General features: G+C 35.4%; 18 protein-coding genes. 14 read left to right on the forward strand and 4 right to left on the reverse strand.

Features of this window, described 5'->3' with window-relative positions; genetic code table 11:
- Positions 1 to 201 precede the first annotated feature (201 nt).
- The 7 genes from VF726_RS00355 to VF726_RS00385 all read left to right on the forward strand — a co-directional run bounded on the left by VF726_RS00355 (position 202) and on the right by VF726_RS00385 (position 7,474).
- Entirely contained in the window at positions 202 to 1,833 is a 1,632-nt protein-coding gene (locus VF726_RS00355) for a peptide ABC transporter substrate-binding protein (RefSeq protein WP_098344749.1), read from the forward strand.
- Positions 1,834 to 1,960: 127 nt separating this feature from the next.
- Positions 1,961 to 2,890 carry an oligopeptide ABC transporter permease gene (opp3b, locus tag VF726_RS00360; RefSeq protein WP_000534165.1) on the forward strand — a complete coding sequence of 310 codons (930 nt, stop codon included), beginning with the start codon at positions 1,961 to 1,963 and terminating at the stop codon, positions 2,888 to 2,890.
- Positions 2,887 to 3,903: an oligopeptide ABC transporter permease gene (opp3C, locus tag VF726_RS00365; protein ID WP_000974099.1), complete on the forward strand. Its 1,017-nt coding sequence runs from the start codon at positions 2,887 to 2,889 to the stop codon at positions 3,901 to 3,903. Before opp3b ends, opp3C begins: the two co-directional genes overlap by 4 nt.
- Positions 3,904 to 3,921: 18 nt before the next feature.
- A complete protein-coding gene (locus VF726_RS00370) occupies positions 3,922 to 4,965 on the forward strand; it encodes an ABC transporter ATP-binding protein (RefSeq protein WP_000854348.1) in 1,044 nt (347 codons plus the stop codon).
- Positions 4,958 to 5,893 (forward strand): ABC transporter ATP-binding protein, encoded by a 936-nt coding sequence (locus VF726_RS00375; protein ID WP_440165001.1) that lies wholly within the window; start codon positions 4,958 to 4,960, stop codon positions 5,891 to 5,893. Before VF726_RS00370 ends, VF726_RS00375 begins: the two co-directional genes overlap by 8 nt.
- A gap of 368 nt (positions 5,894 to 6,261) precedes the next feature.
- Positions 6,262 to 6,768 (forward strand): matrixin family metalloprotease, encoded by a 507-nt coding sequence (locus VF726_RS00380; protein WP_440166669.1) that lies wholly within the window; start codon positions 6,262 to 6,264, stop codon positions 6,766 to 6,768.
- A 19-nt stretch (positions 6,769 to 6,787) separates the two neighbouring features.
- A complete protein-coding gene (locus VF726_RS00385) occupies positions 6,788 to 7,474 on the forward strand; it encodes a cardiolipin synthase (RefSeq protein ID WP_440165003.1) in 687 nt (228 codons plus the stop codon).
- A gap of 85 nt (positions 7,475 to 7,559) precedes the next feature.
- Here the strand turns inward: VF726_RS00385 and VF726_RS00390 are convergent, their stop codons facing one another.
- Positions 7,560 to 9,005 (reverse strand): MATE family efflux transporter, encoded by a 1,446-nt coding sequence (locus VF726_RS00390; RefSeq protein WP_440165005.1) that lies wholly within the window; start codon positions 9,003 to 9,005, stop codon positions 7,560 to 7,562.
- A 352-nt stretch (positions 9,006 to 9,357) separates the two neighbouring features.
- Here VF726_RS00390 and VF726_RS00395 point away from each other — a divergent pair, with 352 nt between their 5' ends.
- Entirely contained in the window at positions 9,358 to 11,004 is a 1,647-nt protein-coding gene (locus VF726_RS00395) for a peptide ABC transporter substrate-binding protein (RefSeq protein WP_440165007.1), read from the forward strand.
- Positions 11,005 to 11,032: 28 nt separating this feature from the next.
- Here the strand turns inward: VF726_RS00395 and VF726_RS00400 are convergent, their stop codons facing one another.
- On the reverse strand, positions 11,033 to 11,236 hold the full coding sequence (locus VF726_RS00400) for a hypothetical protein (protein WP_440165009.1): 204 nt from the start codon (positions 11,234 to 11,236) through the stop codon (positions 11,033 to 11,035).
- Between VF726_RS00400 and VF726_RS00405 the strand changes: the two genes are divergently transcribed.
- Positions 11,163 to 11,369 carry a dithiol-disulfide isomerase gene (locus VF726_RS00405; protein ID WP_440165011.1) on the forward strand — a complete coding sequence of 69 codons (207 nt, stop codon included), beginning with the start codon at positions 11,163 to 11,165 and terminating at the stop codon, positions 11,367 to 11,369. The two genes, VF726_RS00400 and VF726_RS00405, sit on opposite strands and share 74 nt — an antisense overlap.
- 461 nt (positions 11,370 to 11,830) lie before the next feature.
- Entirely contained in the window at positions 11,831 to 12,226 is a 396-nt protein-coding gene (spx, locus tag VF726_RS00410) for a transcriptional regulator Spx (RefSeq protein WP_000258267.1), read from the forward strand.
- A 49-nt stretch (positions 12,227 to 12,275) separates the two neighbouring features.
- On the opposite strand, the gene VF726_RS00415 is transcribed toward spx, so the two are convergent.
- Positions 12,276 to 12,950: a TerC family protein gene (locus tag VF726_RS00415; RefSeq protein WP_440165015.1), complete on the reverse strand. Its 675-nt coding sequence runs from the start codon at positions 12,948 to 12,950 to the stop codon at positions 12,276 to 12,278.
- A 342-nt stretch (positions 12,951 to 13,292) separates the two neighbouring features.
- On the opposite strand from VF726_RS00415, the gene mecA reads away from it, so the two are divergent.
- From mecA to pepF, 4 genes are all read left to right on the forward strand, one after another.
- Positions 13,293 to 13,976, forward strand: a complete 684-nt coding sequence (mecA, locus tag VF726_RS00420) for an adaptor protein MecA (RefSeq protein ID WP_087957739.1) — start codon at positions 13,293 to 13,295, stop codon at positions 13,974 to 13,976.
- 72 nt (positions 13,977 to 14,048) lie between these two features.
- Positions 14,049 to 15,593 (forward strand): cardiolipin synthase, encoded by a 1,545-nt coding sequence (locus VF726_RS00425; RefSeq protein ID WP_440165017.1) that lies wholly within the window; start codon positions 14,049 to 14,051, stop codon positions 15,591 to 15,593.
- Between the two features lie 80 nt (positions 15,594 to 15,673).
- Entirely contained in the window at positions 15,674 to 16,918 is a 1,245-nt protein-coding gene (locus tag VF726_RS00430) for a competence protein CoiA (RefSeq protein WP_440165019.1), read from the forward strand.
- Between the two features lie 50 nt (positions 16,919 to 16,968).
- The gene (gene pepF, locus VF726_RS00435; protein ID WP_440165021.1) at positions 16,969 to 18,795 is read left to right on the forward strand and encodes an oligoendopeptidase F; all 1,827 of its coding nucleotides are present in this window, start codon (positions 16,969 to 16,971) and stop codon (positions 18,793 to 18,795) included.
- 116 nt (positions 18,796 to 18,911) lie between these two features.
- Here the strand turns inward: pepF and VF726_RS00440 are convergent, their stop codons facing one another.
- On the reverse strand, positions 18,912 to 19,085 hold the full coding sequence (locus VF726_RS00440; protein ID WP_440165023.1) for a hypothetical protein: 174 nt from the start codon (positions 19,083 to 19,085) through the stop codon (positions 18,912 to 18,914).
- Positions 19,086 to 19,285 lie beyond the last annotated feature (200 nt).

Below are 19,285 nucleotides of genomic sequence, written 5' to 3' on the forward strand. Positions count from 1 at the left end.
AGCAATGTTAACGTATCCCTTTACAAAAAAATAAAAATATAAACATTTTATTAAAAATTTTAACAAAAAAACAAAAAACTATATTCACAATTGTTATATTATATGTATAATGAAAATTGTAGAAACTTGGAGATTATTCTTTCAATTCTACTTTTTTACAAGTGAGGGTGCAGGAAGTGCAATTAGGGGAGGCAACACAACATGAAGAAAAAGATACCGTTATTACTTGCATCGACGTTGACTGTCAGTATGTTAGGAGCTTGTAGTTACCAAAAAGAGGATAATAAAGCAGGCGCAAAAGAAAAATCCTCAAACAAGCAAGTTTTAAATCTAACCGAGACAGCTGAAATCCCAACTATGGATACGACGTTATCAACAGATGCAACATCTTCTAACATCATGAATAACACAATGGAAGGATTATATCGTCTGGGGAAAGACGATAAACTTGTTCCAGGTGTCGCTAAATCTTATGAGAAATCAGAGGATGGCAAAAAGTATGTATTTAAGTTACGTGAAGATGCGAAATGGTCTAATGGTGAACCTGTAACAGCGAAAGACTTCGTTTATTCTTGGCGAAGAGCTGTAGATTCAAACACGGGTGCCAAGTTTGCTTACATACTATTTGATGTTAAAAATGCGGAGAAAGTTAACAAAAAAGAATTACCAGTTGAAGAACTTGGTGTAAAGGCAATTGATGATCATACACTTGAAGTGGAATTAGATAACCCTGTTCCTTATTTTGTAAGTTTAACAGTCTATCCAACATTGTATCCTTTGAATGAAAAGTTTGTAACAGAACAAGGAGCAAAATTTGGATTAGAATCCAATACGACACTTTATAATGGTCCATTCGTATTAAATGAATGGAAACATGAACAAAGTTTCCAACTTAAGAAAAATCCAACGTATTGGGAAAATAAAGAAGTAAAACTTGAGGAAATAAACTTCAATATTGTTAAGGATCGTTCAACTGCTATAAATTTATATGAAACGAAAGCAATTGATCGTGTAGTCTTAACATCAGAGTTTGTAGATAAATACAAATCAGATGCTGACTTTAAAACGATTAAGAGACCATCTACACAATTTATTCGCTTAAATGAAAAGAATAAATTTTTAGCAAATAAAAATATCCGAAAAGCAATTGCAATGTCCTTTGAACGTGAAAATATCGGAAAAGTGATCTTAAACGATGGTTCAGAGGGGATATATGGTTTTGTTCCGAAAGGCTTAGCAAAAGGTCCGAATGGAAAAGACTTCCGTGAAGAAAACGGAAAGCTTATAAAAGAGGATATTAAAGAAGCGCAAAAATACTGGGAAGCTGGTAAAAAAGAACTTGGTGTAGACAAAGTAGAGTTAGAGCTATTAAACTTTGATACTGATGATGCAAAAAAAATCGGAGAGTATTTAAAAGGCCAATTCGAAAAGAACTTACCAGGTTTAACAGTTCCAACAAAAATGCAGCCATTTGCACAAAAATTAAAACTTGAAGCAAGTGGAGATTATGCAATGTCATATGCGGGATGGAGTCCAGATTATATGGATCCAATGTCATTCCTTGAAATGTATACGACAGGTAATGCGCAAAACAAAGTAAATTATGCAAATGCAGCGTATGATGATTTAATTAAAAAAGCGAAAACAGAAGTTGATGTACAAGCTCGCTGGGATGCATTATTACAAGCAGAAAAACAATTGCTTGAAGATGCAGCGATTGCTCCAGTATATCAACCTGGAAAAGCATATTTACAACGTGGTTCAATTACTGGCCTATTAGAACATAAATATGGCGGGGAATTTAGCTATAAGTGGGTTGAACTCAAAAACTAAAAATGGTTTCCATCATGAATAAGGGTATATGCCTATGATGGGCATATGCTCTTATTTTAAAAAAATAAAAGTAAGAATATTTTAAACTATCTTATTGCTTTTGAGAAAAACGGGGAGGTGCTTGACTATGGGACGTTATGTATTAAAACGTTTCGTGTACATGGCTTTGACATTATTTTTAATTACTACACTGACTTTCTTTTTGATGAAATTACTTCCGGGTTCTCCGCTTAAAAACCAGGAGAAGCTATCACCGGCACAAAAAGAAATCATTCTTGAAAAATATGGCTTAAATGATCCAGTACCAGTTCAATATGCACGTTACTTAGGTAACTTAGCAAAAGGTGATTTAGGGGTATCATTCCAATATGATAACCGTCCAGTAACAGATATGATTGTGGATCGCATTGGACCATCAGCACAACTTGGTTTACAAGCGATTATATTAGGTACATTTATCGGTTTAATTTTAGGAATCGTTGCGGCGCTTCGTAACAATACGTGGGTCGATTATGGGGCGACAATTATTTCCGTACTCGGGATGTCGGTACCATCGTTCGTATTCGCCGCATTACTACAATATTTCGTAGGGGTAAAACTTGGATGGTTCCCAGTAGCATTTTGGAAAGGACCAGAGTTTACAGTAATGCCTACAATTGCTTTATCGATGGCAGTTATCGCAACAATTGCACGTTTCGCTCGTGCGGAGTTAATTGAGGTTATGCAAGCTGACTACATTTTAACAGCGAAAGCGAAAGGAATTAGCCAAGGCGTTATTATTATTAAACACGCACTTCGTAACGCGTTAATTCCAGTTGTAACAATTTTAGGACCAATGGTTGCAGGTTTAATTACAGGAACATTAGTTATTGAGCAAATTTATGCTGTACCTGGACTAGGGGAACAGTTCGTAAAATCTATTACAGTGAATGACTATACAGTTATTATGGGAACTACAATTTTCTATAGTGCAATCTTCATTTTAGTTATTTTCATTGTTGATATTTTATACGGAATTATTGATCCTCGAATTCGTTTAGCGGGAGGGAAAAAATGATGAAAGATGTACAAAAATTATCTCCAGATTTATTTCAACAAGCCAATCAAAATAATGTGGATAATGAAGTCATTGCCCGTCCAAGCTTAACGTTTTGGCAAGATGTAAGAAGACGTTTGTTCCAACATAAAGGAGCAATGTTCGGTTTCGTTTTATTAACGCTTATTATATTACTAGCAATTTTAGGACCGATGGTAAGCAAACACTCGTATAAAGAGCAAGACTTAGGTCGTGCGAAATTACCACCGAAAATTCCTGTTATTGAAAATGTTCATTGGCTACCATTTGACGGTACAGATCAATATGGTGTTGATCAATATGAAAAACGTGATATTAAAGAGTATTTCTGGTTTGGTACAGATGATCTTGGACGCGATTTATGGACAAGAACATGGGAAGGTACGCGTGTATCATTATATATCGCTCTTTTAGCAGCAGCGATTGACTTAGTAATTGGGGTTGCATATGGAGGTATTTCAGCGTTCTATGGCGGTAGAGTAGATAACATTATGCAACGTATTATGGAGATTATTAACGGTATTCCATACTTAATCATCGTTATTTTAATGGTAATCATTATGGGATCTGGTATATGGTCAATTACACTCGCAATGGCAATTACAGGTTGGATAGGGATGTCGCGTATCGTTCGTGGACAAATCCTAAAATTAAAAAACCAAGAATACGTATTAGCATCTCGTACATTAGGTGCAACAAATACACAATTAATTGTAAAACACTTAATCCCGAACGTAATGGGACCAATTATCGTAATGACAATGTTTACAATTCCAACAGCGGTGTTTGGTGAGGCGTTCTTAAGCTTCATCGGTTTAGGTATCCAGCCACCATTCGCATCACTTGGTTCTCTTGTAAATGACGGTTATAAATCAATTCAAACGTATCCGCATATGATGTTCATCCCTGCGGTTGTCATCAGTATATTAATTTTAGCGTTTAACTTAATGGCAGACGGATTACGCGACGCGTTAGATCCAAAAATGCGTAAGTAAAAGAGGGGAGAGGCAAAGATGAAAACATTGTTAGAGGTAAAAGATTTACAAGTCTCCTTTGATACACATGCAGGTGAAGTACAAGCTGTGCGCGGCGTTACTTTTGATTTGAAAAAAGGAGAAACATTAGCGATTGTAGGAGAATCTGGTTCTGGGAAATCAGTTACTTCTAAAGCGTTAATGGGATTAATTCCCAATCCTCCTGGACGTATTAAAAATGGTGAAATCGTATTTGAAGGTCGTGACTTAACGAAATTAACAGAAAAAGAAATGCAACAAGTGCGTGGTAAAGATATCGCGATGATTTTCCAAGATCCAATGACATCATTAAACCCAACGATGACAATTGGAAATCAAATTATGGAAGGCCTTATTAAACACCAAGGGATGAGTAAAGCAGATGCACGTAAAGTTGCTTTAGAATTAATCGACCTTGTAGGTATTCCAAATCCAGAAGCTCGCTTAAAACAATATCCTCACCAATTCTCAGGTGGTATGAGACAGCGTGTAGTTATTGCGATGGCGTTAGCTTGTAACCCGAAATTATTGATTGCCGATGAGCCGACAACAGCGTTAGACGTTACAATTCAGGCGCAAATTTTAGAACTTATGAAAGACATTCAGCAAAAAACAGAAGCAGCAATCATTTTCATTACGCATGACTTAGGTGTAGTGGCGAACGTTGCGGACCGCGTAGCAGTTATGTACGCTGGTAAAGTTGTTGAAATCGGAACTGTAGATGAAATTTTCTACAATCCAAAACATCCATATACTTGGGGTTTAATCGCATCTATGCCAAGTTTAGATGGTTCAGAAGAAGAGTTATATGCAATCCCTGGAACGCCTCCAGATTTACTGAAGCCACCAAAGGGAGATGCTTTTGCACCACGTAACCCACAAGCATTAAAAATTGATTTTGAAATGGACCCACCTTTATTTAAAGTAAGTGATACACACTATGCGGCAACTTGGTTACTTCACGAGCAGGCTCCAGAAGTAAGACCGCCGGCAGTCGTTGAAAAACGCATTCTTCAAATGAAAGCAGGTGAACAACATGACTAAACAACGTGAGAAATTAATTGAAGTAAAAAATGTAAAGCAGCACTTCGACGTGAGTGGTGGTGTTGTCAAAGCGGTTAATGATATTTCATTTGATATTTACCGCGGAGAAACATTTGGTCTTGTAGGAGAATCAGGTTGTGGTAAATCGACAACTGGAAGAACGATTATTCGTTTATATGATGCAACTGCTGGTGAAGTGTTATTCGATGGTGAAAATGTACATGGTAAAAAATCACGTGCAGAGCTGAAGAAGTTCAACCGTAAAATGCAAATGATTTTCCAAGATCCATATGCATCATTAAACCCTCGTATGACAGTAGGGGATATTATTGCAGAAGGTATTGATATTCACGGATTAGCAAAAGGCAAAAAAGAGCGTATGGACCGTGTTCATGAATTATTAAACACAGTCGGTTTAAATAAAGAGCACGCAAACCGTTTCCCGCATGAATTCTCAGGTGGACAACGTCAACGTATCGGTATCGCTCGCGCACTTGCTGTAGAACCTGAATTTATCATTGCCGATGAGCCAATCTCAGCACTTGACGTATCAATCCAGGCGCAAGTTGTAAACTTACTGAAAAAGTTACAAAAAGAAAAGGGCCTAACATACTTATTCATTGCCCATGATTTATCGATGGTAAAATATATTAGTGACCGCATCGGCGTAATGTACCGTGGTCAAATCGTTGAGCTAACAACAAGTGATGAGTTATATGCGAATCCAATTCATCCATATACAAAATCACTATTATCAGCAATTCCACTTCCAGATCCAGATTATGAGCGCAATCGTAAACGTATCGTATACGATCCATCGCAGCATGATTATGGTAGTGAAGCACCAACAATGCGCGAAATTCGCCCAGGGCATTTCGTACTATGTTCTGAAGCGGAATATAAGAAATATAAAGAGATTTATCAATAAGAAAAAGCCAATCTTCCTTACGGAAGATTGGCTTTTTTATTGATGGAAGGGATGACAGGATAGATTTGCTTTAAAATTAGTTTATCTCAATAGTTGTTACTTAATCTAAACTTATAAAAATGAATTTTTTATAAGTTTATTTCTATTTTGAGACTAGAAAATAAGTGTTTTTTTTAGTAGGAAAAGCTAATTTTATTATTTTGATTGGTGAAAGAGATAGTACTAATATGTAGATATACATCATGATGTGTTTTTGAAATAGAAGCGTTTTTGTATAGTAAACTAAAAGATTTATAGAATTATGAAAGAGAACGAGTATCTATTAAAAATAATGGGGAGGAAGTAATTTGCTGAAGAAAATTATTTCGATGTTCGTCGCTATTGGAATAGTATTCATAGTAGGTAGTAGTTTGAATGTGTCACATGCGTATGAAAAGACAGGATACAAATTATCGACAAAGACCCAAAGTTTTAAATGGGGTGACCGTTTATCGGGAAGCAGTGTAATAAAGAGTGGTTGGCAGGATGCTATTTCATCTTGGCAAAATAGTGCAGCTAATGCCAAATTCTTTTATCACGGATCTTCGGGGCACACATTAAATTCGTGGTATGAATCCTCGTCCACATATTATGGAAGAATGATTGTTCAACTAAATAATAAAATTGTTACGAAGTTTTCTGGAGACATTAATGCAGGTAATACAAATATCACGAAATCAAATGTCGCAAAAAGTACGGCTGTTCATGAATTAGGACATGCATTAGGACTCGATCATAATAGAGGGACATCTATTATGAATAGTGATAGAGATCGTACTAAAATGCATGTTCCTCAAAAAGATGATGTGAATGGTGTAAATGCAATTTATAAGTGAAAGTAAGGAGGGATATATAATGAATAAAAAATTGAAATTCATTTTGTTGGCAGTTCCTTTTGCAATTTTCTTATGTATAGGGGGATATAGTATTTATTTTGGAGAAGTCGAAGATAAAACAATTTTAATAACTAAAGATTTTCCATCCACAAGTAGATTAGAAGACATGGTTAAGGAAGCCGATGTAGTTGCAATAGGCAATTATGATGGCTTTGATTCAACTTGGAATATGGCGCGTAATCCACAAGACATTAGTCAAGAAGATCAGGAGAATTATGTAGAGGGGCATCTATACAATTTTAACGTAAAAGAAGTTTTAAAAGGAGATCCCTTACAAGATAGAGTGAAAATTAATTATCGATACGCAGAACAAATTGAAATCGATGATTCGAATAGTATTGTAAATGAAGACCCTCTTTATATAAAACCGGAGATGGGGAAGAGATATATGTTATTTTTGAAAAAAGATGAAAATATGAATCATTACTTTGGTGCAATTGAACCATTTTCCATAATGTTTGATGAAAATGATATAGCGTATTTACAGTCAAACTTATTACATGTAGACGAAGAGAGATTGAGTGTTAAAAAGAAACAAGATAACCAAACATATATTTTAAAAAATCAATTGGATCATACAATATCGGATACGATTTCTAATAAGAATATTGACGAATTGAAGATAGAAATTGAAAAGTATAATTAAAAAAGCTGTTCCAACAATTTGTTAGAACAGCTTTTTTCCAATACAAATTTCATTTACAAATGACTGCATCTCAATTAAACGAGTATTACTGTACCTGAACAGAAACAATCTCCTCTTGTTCTTCAGGTTTAACGAGTGCATAACGCTCCCATGCTCTACTTTTCCAGCGGAAGAACATAATAATGGCACGCGTCCATTCATCAATAGCAATTGCTAACCAAATACCAACGAGCCCCATATCTAAATGGAAGGCGAAAAAGTAACCGAGTGGTAAACTCATTAACACCATAGAGAATGCGCCGATTAAAACGGGATACTTTGCATCGCCAGCTGCGCGAAGTGAATTGATAATGACGATGTTCATCGTACGCCCTGTTTCAAGTAGTACACTTAGTAAAAGAACGCTTGCGCCTAACGCAATAATGTGCGGATTGTCTGTAAATAATCCCATTAATTGTGTGCGGAACGTAATAACGAGAGCGACCATACATAAAGTGACACCAATTGCCCATTTTACACTTTTCCATACTCGTTCATACGCTTCGTCTTTTTCGCCACCGCCAACGAGGCGCCCGATAATAATGGCTGTTCCCATACCGATTGCAATAGCGAATAAATAAGTGAACATAGAAATGTTCGTAGCGTATTGTCGAGCTGCTAATGATTCTGTTCCTAAGTATGTTGCATAGTATAAGAAGACAATTTGGCAAGCTTGATACATAACCTGCTCAAATGCAGATGGAATCCCGATCTTTAAAATTTTTCCGATGTATTCTTTTGATAAGGTGAAGTAATATTGTAATTTCACACGGTATTCCATAACGCGGTACAGTAACCAGAAGAAAACGATAAGTGCGATTAATCTGCTGACAGCAGAAGAAATGGCAGCACCTTGTACACCGAGCTCTGGGAAACCGAATTTCCCGAAAATAAGTACGTAGTTTCCAGCGATATGAATAATGTTCATTCCAAGTGAAATAAACATCGCTTGCTTTGTGAAGCCATGTACGCGGATAATTGCGGCTAATGAATTAATAATAGCTTGAAGGAAAATAGCTCCTCCGACGATGGATAAATAGCTTTGTGCATACATGAGTACATCGCCTTGTAAGTTCATTGCCATCATCATATGTTTTGAAAATAAAAGAAAACCAGCGCTTATAACGAGTCCGACCACTAAATTTAATGTAACAGCCAAGGCTGATATTTTAGATGCTTCCATAAATCGTTTGGAACCGAGGTATTGAGATACGACGATAGCAGCGCCGTTCCCGATGACTTCTAGTACCAAAATAGCGATATGGAGGTATTGATTCGCTGCACCAACCCCAGATACAGCATCGTCTGATAATGCACTTAACATGAAAGTATCAGCGATCCCCATCAACATAAAAAGAAAAACTTCTAGAAAAATAGGCCATGTTAATAAGAATAAACTTAATTTCTCTGCCGGCCCGTTTTTTGCCTGAATTGCTGTCATGTCCGTCCCCTCTTTACCGATATCTATTTTTAGCAAGGTGTATCGTAACATACTTTCTTATCCTTTGCACTCATTTTAACCTACATATCTTTATTATGAAGGGGGCGCTATTTTATGATAAAAAGAAAAGGATAATTATGCACAAAGTATTATGAGATATAAAATTTATTTTTCTCTGATAATTTAGAAAAGTATAAAAATATCATTTTTCAACACTTTAGTAAGGAAAATCAGCAATATGAAACGTTTACAAAGGTTTATTTTTAAACAGAAAATTTTAATAAAATAGAAATATAAATATACAAAAAATATATTTGTGTGTATAATATGAATTGTTAGAACATATATATATTTCTATTTGTTTGAAAATGAAAGGGCTAACATTTTTGTGGAGGGTGGAAGTATGAAAAAAAAGATGCCAGTTTTTGTAGTATCAACAGTAGCGATGAGCATGATGTTAGGGGCATGTAGCTACCAAAAAGATGAGCCGCAAGCGAACGCAAAAGGGGATAGCGGGAAAAGCGGTGCGAAGCAAGTTATTAACTTAATTGAAACACAAGAAATTCCAACGATGGATCCAGCGTTATCAGCTGATGCAGTTTCTTCAAGAGTAATGACTAATACGATGGAAGGCTTATACAGTTTAGGGAAAGATGATAAGCTAGTTCCTGGTGTAGCGAAGGAATTTAAGAAGTCAGAAGACGGTAAAAAATATACATTTAAATTACGCGAAGACGCAAAATGGTCAAATGGTGAGCCTGTGACAGCGAAAGATTTCGTATACGCATGGCAAAGAGCAATTAACCCAGATACGGCTGCGAAATCAGCGTACATTATGTATGATATAAAAAATGCAGAGAAAATTAATAAAAAAGAGATGAGCCCGGATCAATTAGGGGTAAAAGCGATTGATGATTACACATTAGAAGTGGAATTAGACAATTCAATTCCATACCTTGTAGATTTAATGGTATATCCAATTTTCTATCCTGTGAATGAAAAGTTTGTAAAAGAGCAAGGTACGAAGTTTGGTTTGGAAGCGAATACAACACTTTATAACGGGCCATTTACATTAAGTGATTGGCAACATGAACGTAGCTTTAAAATGACAAAGAGCGGGTCATATTGGGACAATAAAGAAGTGAAGATTGAGGAAGTAAACTTTAATATTGTTAAAGATACGTCTACGCCGATTAATTTATATGAAACAAACGCAGTCGATCGAGCGACGTTATTAGCAGAGTTCATCGATAAATATAAAGGAAAACCAGATTTCCAAACAGTAGAAGATACATCTGTATTCTTCCTTCGTTTAAATCAAAAAGATCCAGCTTTAGCAAATAAAAATATTCGTAAAGCAATTTCACTTGCTTTTGAACGTAAGCCGTTCGTTGATACATTATTAAATAACGGTTCTAAGCCAGCAACAGGATTAATTCCTGATAACTTCATTAAAGGACCGGATAAAAAGGATTTCCGTGCTGTAAATGGAGATATTGTAAAACCAAACGTGAAAGAAGCGAAGAAATATTGGGAAGCCGGTAAAAAAGAGCTTGGTAAAAATGAAATCGAATTAGAGCTATTAAATGAAGACGTTGAATTATCGAAGAAAACGGGTGAATATTTAAAAGGTGAGTTAGAAAAGAATTTACCAGGTTTAACAGTGAAAATTAAACAACAACCATTCGCGCAAAAACTAAAATTAGAAGATGCAGGCGATTATGTCATGTCATTCTCTGGATGGAGTGCAGACTTCCCAGATCCAGTTACATACCTTGATATGTTCGTAACGGACGGATCACAAAATAAAATGAAATACTCTAATCCAAAATATGATGAAATTATTATGAAAGCGAAGAAAGATGGAAGCGATGTAAATGCCCGTTGGAAAAACTTACTAGAAGCAGAGAAAATGTTACTTGATGACGCTGCGATTGTTCCAGTATATCAACGTGGTAGAGCATATATACAAAGAGAATCAATTAAAAATATGTACAACCATAAATATGGCGGCGATTTAAGCTTTAAATGGGCGTCAGTAGAGAAATAAGAAAAAAGCAGGTGATTGCCTGCTTTTTTTAATACGTACGTTTCTTATAAATACCTTTCCCGCCGACATCGTTCCAGCCGGATTGTACATCCAAACTTTTATTAACAAACTTCATCTTTTCTTTTCCGCCAAAGAGTTTTTCACCAATGCTATTTGTAATGACACCAATCAATGCTGTTATTCCGATGATGAGGGCAGCAACAGTGACAAAATCAATAAAAAAAGCAATCATTTGCAAATTCCCCCTTTGCCTGTCTGTATGTTTATTGTATGAGATAAAAGATAAAAAAGAAAGAAATGTCAGAAAAATATTTAATATATTTTCCAAATCGTATAGACATGAATGGGGATGTTTGTTAAAATGAGAACAAACGTTCTTTTTGATTCTCACTTGTATAGTCTTACATTCCATAATTGATTTATCAAGAAAAGGTAAGAAAACGTTCTCTTTTTCATAGGAAAGACTATGAGGAAATAACTATAAATCATATGAAAAATCTATGAAAAGCAAGCGTTAATAGGGTTGAGTGTTATTGTTAAAGAACAGATGAGATGATTGTAGTCATGTTACATAGCAGTGGAATACACGGAAGAGTTTTCTCAATTAGAAGGAAATTTACTGTATATTTCTTGCAAAATCTATTGTATAATGATTATAGAAGTTACTTATTAAAAGTAATTGTTGTTTGCTAAATGTTGTTGCTTACATGAAATGCGATTTTTTGCACTTTATTATAAGACAAGGTATCGCAAAAAAGTGCTGAATTTAGAAATTTAAACTGTAATTAGTACAGAATTTGTACTCTTTAAGGAGAGTGAGCTTTGTATGGTAACATTATATAGTTCTCCAAGCTGTACGTCTTGTAGAAAGGCGAAATTATGGCTAGAGGAAAATCATATTCCTTATACAGAACGTAATATTTTCTCAGATCCATTAACGATTGAGGAAATTAAAGAGATTTTACGTATGACAGAAAGCGGAACGGATGAGATTATTTCTACTCGTTCGAAAGTTTTCCAAGAATTAAATGTAAACTTAGAGTCTTTACCACTTCAAGATTTATATAAGATGATTCGTGACTATCCAGGGATTTTACGTCGTCCAATTATGATTGACGAGAAACGCCTTCAAGTAGGTTACAATGAAGACGAAATCCGCCGTTTCTTACCACGTACAGTAAGAACGTTCCAATTACGTGAAGCACAGCGTCTTGTAAATTAATTATAATAATATGAAAACCTTCTACTTATTATATAGTAGAAGGTTTTTTTTAATGTTTTACATTTCTTAATCGAACTTGTTGAACGATAATACCGATGCATAAAATGGTGAAAATAAATAAGTAAGGAATGCTTGCAGTGAAACCTGGGTTGTTATGAAAAAAAGTTGCAAGTCTGTCTTCATGTGTGACCATTTTTCCTGCTGTATAGGCGAGAATCGCTGCCCCGCAATAAATAAGGAATGGAAAGCGTTCCATAAGTATTAAAATGAGTTTGCTGCCCCAAATAATAATCGGGATAGAAATGAGTAAGCCGATTATTACGAGTAAAAATCTTCCGTGAGCTGCCCCTGCAATGGCAATAACGTTGTCAAATCCCATAACAAGATCCGCGAATACAATTGTACGAACAGCTTGAAATAAAGTTGTTTTTCCTTGAATAGAAGAAAGATCGTTGCTATTATCAGTGAGTAAATTTACTGCAATTAATGTAAGTAAAATCCCGCCAATCAGTTGCAGAAATGGAATGTCGAGTAAATAGACAGCTAGTATAGTAAGGACAATTCTTAGTACGATTGCTAAAAGAGTACCAATCAAAATGGCTTTATTTCGTTTCGATTCAGGTAAATTTCGGCTAGCTAGTGCGATGACGATTGCGTTGTCACCACCTAATACAACATCGATACCGACAATCATTAGTACAGATGTTAAAAACTCTAAGTCCATTCGTCTGCCTCCATTTATGATGTTTTAATAAGCGAACTATATGTATGTGATGAAGTGAGAGACTAAATCATCTTCTCTAATAAAAGTTTCACTTTAGTACAGTGTACGGGGGAAGGTGGAAATGTATGTCCAAATTTTTTATGAGTCAGAAATCGCTATAATGATATATATATGTAGAACGTCGAATGAAGATAGGCATATAACTATTTTTGTAAAATAAATCGATTTTATTTCCATTCTGGAGAATCTTATCATAAAATGAGAGTACAAGAATCTATTGATTTGTCATATGAGTGGGGAATCCCTTCATAACAATTCTAAGCAGGAAGGGAGAGTTGTATTTTGGATATTGAAAGAATAAATGACCATACGATGAAATTTTTTATTACGTACATTGATATAGAGGACAGAGGCTTTAATCGTGAGGAGATTTGGTACGACCGCGAAAGAAGCGAAGAGCTCTTTTGGGAAATGATGGACGAAGCTCGTGATCATGACGATTTCTTTATTGATGGACCGTTATGGATTCAAGTGCAAGCAGTCGATAAAGGGATTGAAGTACTTGTAACGAAAGCAGAGCTTTCAAAGGATGGACAAAAGTTAGAACTACCTATAGGTGTAGATAAAATTATAGACATTCCGCTAGATGAAGGCATTGAATCATTATTCCAGCAAGAATTAGTGGAAGAGGTAGAAGAACAAGCAGGAACAAACTTTAACGAAGATGGTACGTTTGGCTTTTTAATTAAGTTTAATGATTTTGAAGATGTCATTTCATTAAGCCACCGTCTTATCTTTGAAGATATAAAAGATGAGCTGTATTCATTTGAGGACCGCTATTATGTATATGTGGAATTCGATGAAGTGCTACATGATGAAGAAGAAATTGATCGCGTATTAAGTATTGTTTTAGAATACGGAGAAGAATCAACTTTAACAATTCATCGTGTAAGTGAGTATGGAAAACAAATTGTGAAAGAGCATGCGCTTGAAACAATTCGCAATAATTTTCCTGCTAAAACGTAGGCCGATTTCTGTAGTATGAAATCGGCTTTTTATATGAAGAATAGGAAAGCTTTCTTAGTAAGGAGGTAAGAGATGAAAAATACGTTAAAGTTGATTTTCTTTGTTTTATTATTGTTCGCATTATTTGTTTCGTTACGTATGTTTATTGACGTAGCATTTTATTCGGATGTAATCGGAATAAAAGATGTTTCGATTTTAGGTATTATTAGTATTTTATTTACGGTATCTGCATTTTTAATTGGCTGCGTTATTTTCTTAGAGAACCGTCACCCGTCTAAAACACTTACATGGCTCATTGTGTTAGGGATTTTTCCGGTATTTGGATTCTTCGCTTATTTATTATTCGGACAGAACTTTCGGAGGAAGAGAATGTTCCAAAAGAAGGCGTTGCTCGATGAACAAGCGTTTTTACAATATAAGGGGCATGAAGATTACGAGGAACGGATTTTGCGCAATCATAAGCATCAAGAGCTGTTATTTCGTTTAGCGGATCGTTTAGGCGCTTTAAATATTTCATTTCAAACTGAAACGAGAACATTAACAAATGGAGATGAAACGTTTCAGTCTATTTTAGATGGATTAAAACGAGCGAAACATCACATTCATATGGAATATTACATTGTACGTGATGATAAGCTTGGAACTGAAATTAAAGATATTTTAATACAAAAATCAAAAGAAGGCGTAGTCGTTCGTTTTTTATATGATGCGGTTGGAAGCTTTAGATTATCGAATTCGTATATTGAAGAATTAAACGATGCAGGTGTCGAAATGATCCCGTTCTTTCCTGTGCGCTTTCCGATTTTAAACGATAAGATTAATTATCGAAACCACCGAAAAATCGTGATTATCGATGGAAATGAAGGATTTGTAGGTGGATTAAATATTGGTGATGAATATTTAGGGAAGGATAAGTACTTCGGCTTTTGGCGAGACACGCATTTATATTTGCGTGGTGAAGCTGTTCAAAGCTTGCAACTTATTTTCCTTCAAGATTGGTTTTATATGACTGGTGAGGCTGTACTAGCCCCTGAATATTTACAAGCGAAAGCAGTTGAGGGAGATCATTGGGGAGGCGTGCAGCTCGTTGCAGGTGGACCGGATAATAAATGGGAAACAATTAAACATTTATATTTTGCTATGATTGCTTCCGCGCGGAAATCCATTTGGATTGCGACGCCGTATTTCATTCCGGATGATGATATTTTATCCGCTTTAAAGGTAGCTGCGCTTGCTGGTATTGATGTTCGTTTGTTAATGCCGAGTAAGCCTGATAAGCGCACTGTCTTTTATGCATCGAGATCGTACTTCCCAGAGCTTTTAGATGCAGGGGTAAAGATATATGAATATGAAAAAGGTTTTCTTCATAGTAAAGTTGTTATTGTCGATTCTGATTTAGCTTCAATCGGGACAGCTAATATGGATATGAGAAGTTTTCATTTGAACTTTGAAGTAAATGCTTTTTTATATGATACAGATAGCATTCGAAAACTTGTTCAAGATTTTAAAGAGGATATAGAAGAATCCAGTGAAATTCATGTTGATCGTTTTCATAAAAGGCGTCTTCATAGACGAATTGTTGAATCAACGTATCGATTATTATCGCCTTTATTATAAAAAGAGATGTCCGAAATTGGGACATCTCTTTTTTTAAAGGAATTTGTAATAAATTGTAGAATATAAGGAGCTGAAAGGGTGTGATTACAATGTTTATCGCCAAAAGAGAAAACGGAGAAAAAATTCATCTACTCTATCATCATGATGAAGAGCTTTTACACCGTATGCGTAAAAGGGAAAGTTTCTTTTGCATAGCTTGCGGGAAGGAAGTGCAAATGAAATTAGGGAAACAAAAAAGCTGGCATTTTGCTCGTAAGAAAATGGATATGTGCCTTGCCTTTTATGAAGCAGAATCTATGTATCATATGCACGGTAAAGAATTGTTATATAGGTGGTTCAAACGGCAAGATTTTCATGTAGATATAGAGCATTATCTTCCAGAGATTCAGCAACGACCTGATATTTTTGTAGAGAGGGCAGGTAGAAAAATTGCGATTGAATATCAATGCTCGAATCTCTCCGTAGAGCAGTTGTACAAACGAACCTATTCATATTGGCGAGCTGGTATACAAGTCATTTGGATTATTGGTGGAAATCAATTAAAAAAGCACGCTACATATTGGATGAAATTCTCCTCACTTATGGCTTTCTCCTTACAATCTTATCCTCAGCCACTTCTTATTTTCTTCTGTTCGAAACAAAAATCATTTATGAAATGCGCGTTTCTCACTTCATTTTCTACAAGCGTCTCTTTTTCACATATTATATACTTACCAACTGAAACGACTACTTTTGAAATGCTCTTTTCTCCTGTTCCTTTTCGAAAAGAAACATTAGGAGAGGAATGGAGAAAACGAAAGAGCTACTTTCGGCAAAATGCTTTGCCAATTTGGAATTACAATCATAAGTCACTATTACGCCTCTTATATCAATGTAAATGTACCCCAGCAAATTTCCCTTCTGAAATTGGTGTGCCGCTTCCGTCCGCATTTGCTTTTCAAACTAATCCATTTATATGGCAAGCCTTTCTATATATGAAGTGTATAGGCGAGCTTGCGGTAGGTGATTGTATTTCCCTCGGGTATGCGTGTATGTATGTAAAAAAGTATACGAAAAGGCGTATGCTCCCGTACTTTTCACAGCATATATGGAAAGTAGCAGTTACTGAATATATGACATTTTTATGTTATGTAGGTGTGTTGCAGCGAGTAGGTATTTATAAGTACCGGAAAATAAGGGGAATCGTTATATTAAAAACAGAGGGGGAAGTTATGAAATATGATGAAATTTGCTTAGCGTATGCCTTGTCTTTATTTGAGGCAAAGTACAACATGAGAGAAGGAAAAGGGGATATAATAAAGACTGATCGTGAAGGAATTACATAAGAAAAATCGAATTGTATGTAAGTAGAGATATTTAAAGGAGGGCTTAAAGGATGTCTGAACAAAACACAGCAAAAACATTACCAAATCGCAACGAAATTGAAGAATCAAGTACGTGGCGATTAGAAGATATTTTCCAAACAGATGCAGAATGGGAAAAAGAATTCCAAGCTATTAAAGAGTTATTACCGAAGTTAACTGAATTTAAAGGGAAACTTGGTGACTCTGCGAACAATTTACTTGAAGCATTGCAATATGAAGATGAAATTTCAATGCGATTAGGTAAGTTATATACATATGCACATATGCGTTACGATCAAGATACAACAAACTCTGTGTATCAAGCATTAAATGACCGCGCAACAAATTTATATTCACAAGTATCGAGTAGCACAGCGTATATTGTGCCTGAAATTTTATCGATTTCAGAAGATACACTACAAACATTCTTGAAAGAAAATAGAGACTTAAGTGTATATGAGCATGCGTTAGAAGAAATTACGCGTCAACGTCCGCACGTATTATCTGAAGCGGAAGAAGCTTTATTAGCAGAAGCATCTGAAGTAATGAGCGCGTCAAGTAATACATTTGGTATGTTGAATAATGCGGATTTGAAATTCCCATCTATTAAAGGCGAGGATGGAGAAGAAATAGAAATTACACATGGTCGTTACATTCAGTTTTTAGAAAGTGATGATCGTCGTGTACGCGAAGATGCGTTCAAAGCTGTATATGAAACGTACGGAAAATATAAGAACACATTTGCAAGTACGTTAAGCGGAGCTGTGAAGCGTAATAATTTCAATGCGCGCGTTCGTAAATACGATTCTGCACGTCAAGCTGCATTAAGTAATAATAATATTCCTGAAGCGGTGTATGATCAACTTGTTGAATCTGTAAATGATAATTTACACTTGCTACATCGTTACATTGATATTCGTAAGCGTGCACTAGGACTTGATGAGCTTCATATGTATGATTTATATACACCACTTGTACCAGAAGTGAAAATGAATGTGAAGTATGAAGAAGCACAAGACATGTTAGTAAAGTCTTTACATGTACTTGGTGATGAGTATGTTGATATTTTAAAAGAAGCATATGAAAATCGCTGGGTAGATGTGTATGAGAATAAAGGGAAACGAAGCGGAGCATATTCATCTGGTGCATATGGAACAAACCCTTATATTTTAATGAACTGGCATGATAATGTAAATAATTTATTTACACTTGCTCATGAGTTTGGTCATTCGGTGCATAGTTACTACACAAGAAAAACGCAGCCGCACGTATACGGTGACTATTCAATCTTCGTTGCGGAAGTAGCATCAACTTGTAATGAAGCGCTTCTAAACGATTATTTATTAAAAACGACAGAAGATAAGAAAGAACGTCTATATTTATTAAATCATTATTTAGAAGGATTCCGTGGTACTGTATTCCGTCAAACGATGTTCGCAGAGTTTGAGCATATTATTCATAAGAAAGTACAAGAGGGACATGCGGTTACGCCAGACATGCTAACAGAGAGCTACTATGATTTAAATAAGAAATATTTCGGTGATGCTTTAGTAATCGATGAAGAAATTGGTTTAGAGTGGTCTCGTATTCCGCACTTCTACTACAACTATTACGTATACCAATACGCAACGGGATTTAGTGCAGCAACGGCTCTATCTAAACAAATTTTAGAAGAAGGGCAACCAGCAGTAGAACGTTACATTAATGAGTTCTTAAAAGCAGGAAGCTCAGATTACCCAATTGAAGTGCTGAAAAAAGCTGGAGTAGATATGGCATCTCCAGAACCAGTAAAAGAAGCGCTTCAAGTATTTGAAGAGAAATTAAATGAATTAGAAGCATTATTATTTGAAGAGAAGTAATAGAAAAGACGAGGAATTTACCTCGTCTTTTCTGTATGTTATTTTGTCGATATTTGTCGAAAGAATAAAGCGAATTGTCTTCTTTTTTTAAAATTAGAAGGCAGTTTTACAGTTCATTAAAACCCTTTAAAGCGTTTTTTATGGTTGAAATAAGAGAGAGCAATGACAATGGCTCCAAATAAAAGAGGGAAAGCAATAATTTTAGGGAAAGCTTGTAGTAGAGAGAGGATGTACAAGAAAAAAGAAACGATGACAGCTAAAATGATAAGCAAAATATACGTTTTTTTCATACAAAACACCTCCAAAATAGCTTTTTTATAGCTTATTCAAAAATGAAAACGTTTAGAATGTGACAAAAGTGTGAAATTCGACAAAAGGGGTTGTCATCTGACGTCGAATCTTGTAATATAATAAGCGTGAACGAATTCACATACAAACATATACCCCTTTGTTTGAACGTGAAAATTTCTCCCATCCCCTTTAATATTTT

The organism is Bacillus sp. Brlt_9 (genome assembly GCF_051948935.1).
Taxonomy (GTDB): domain Bacteria; phylum Bacillota; class Bacilli; order Bacillales; family Bacillaceae_G; genus Bacillus_A.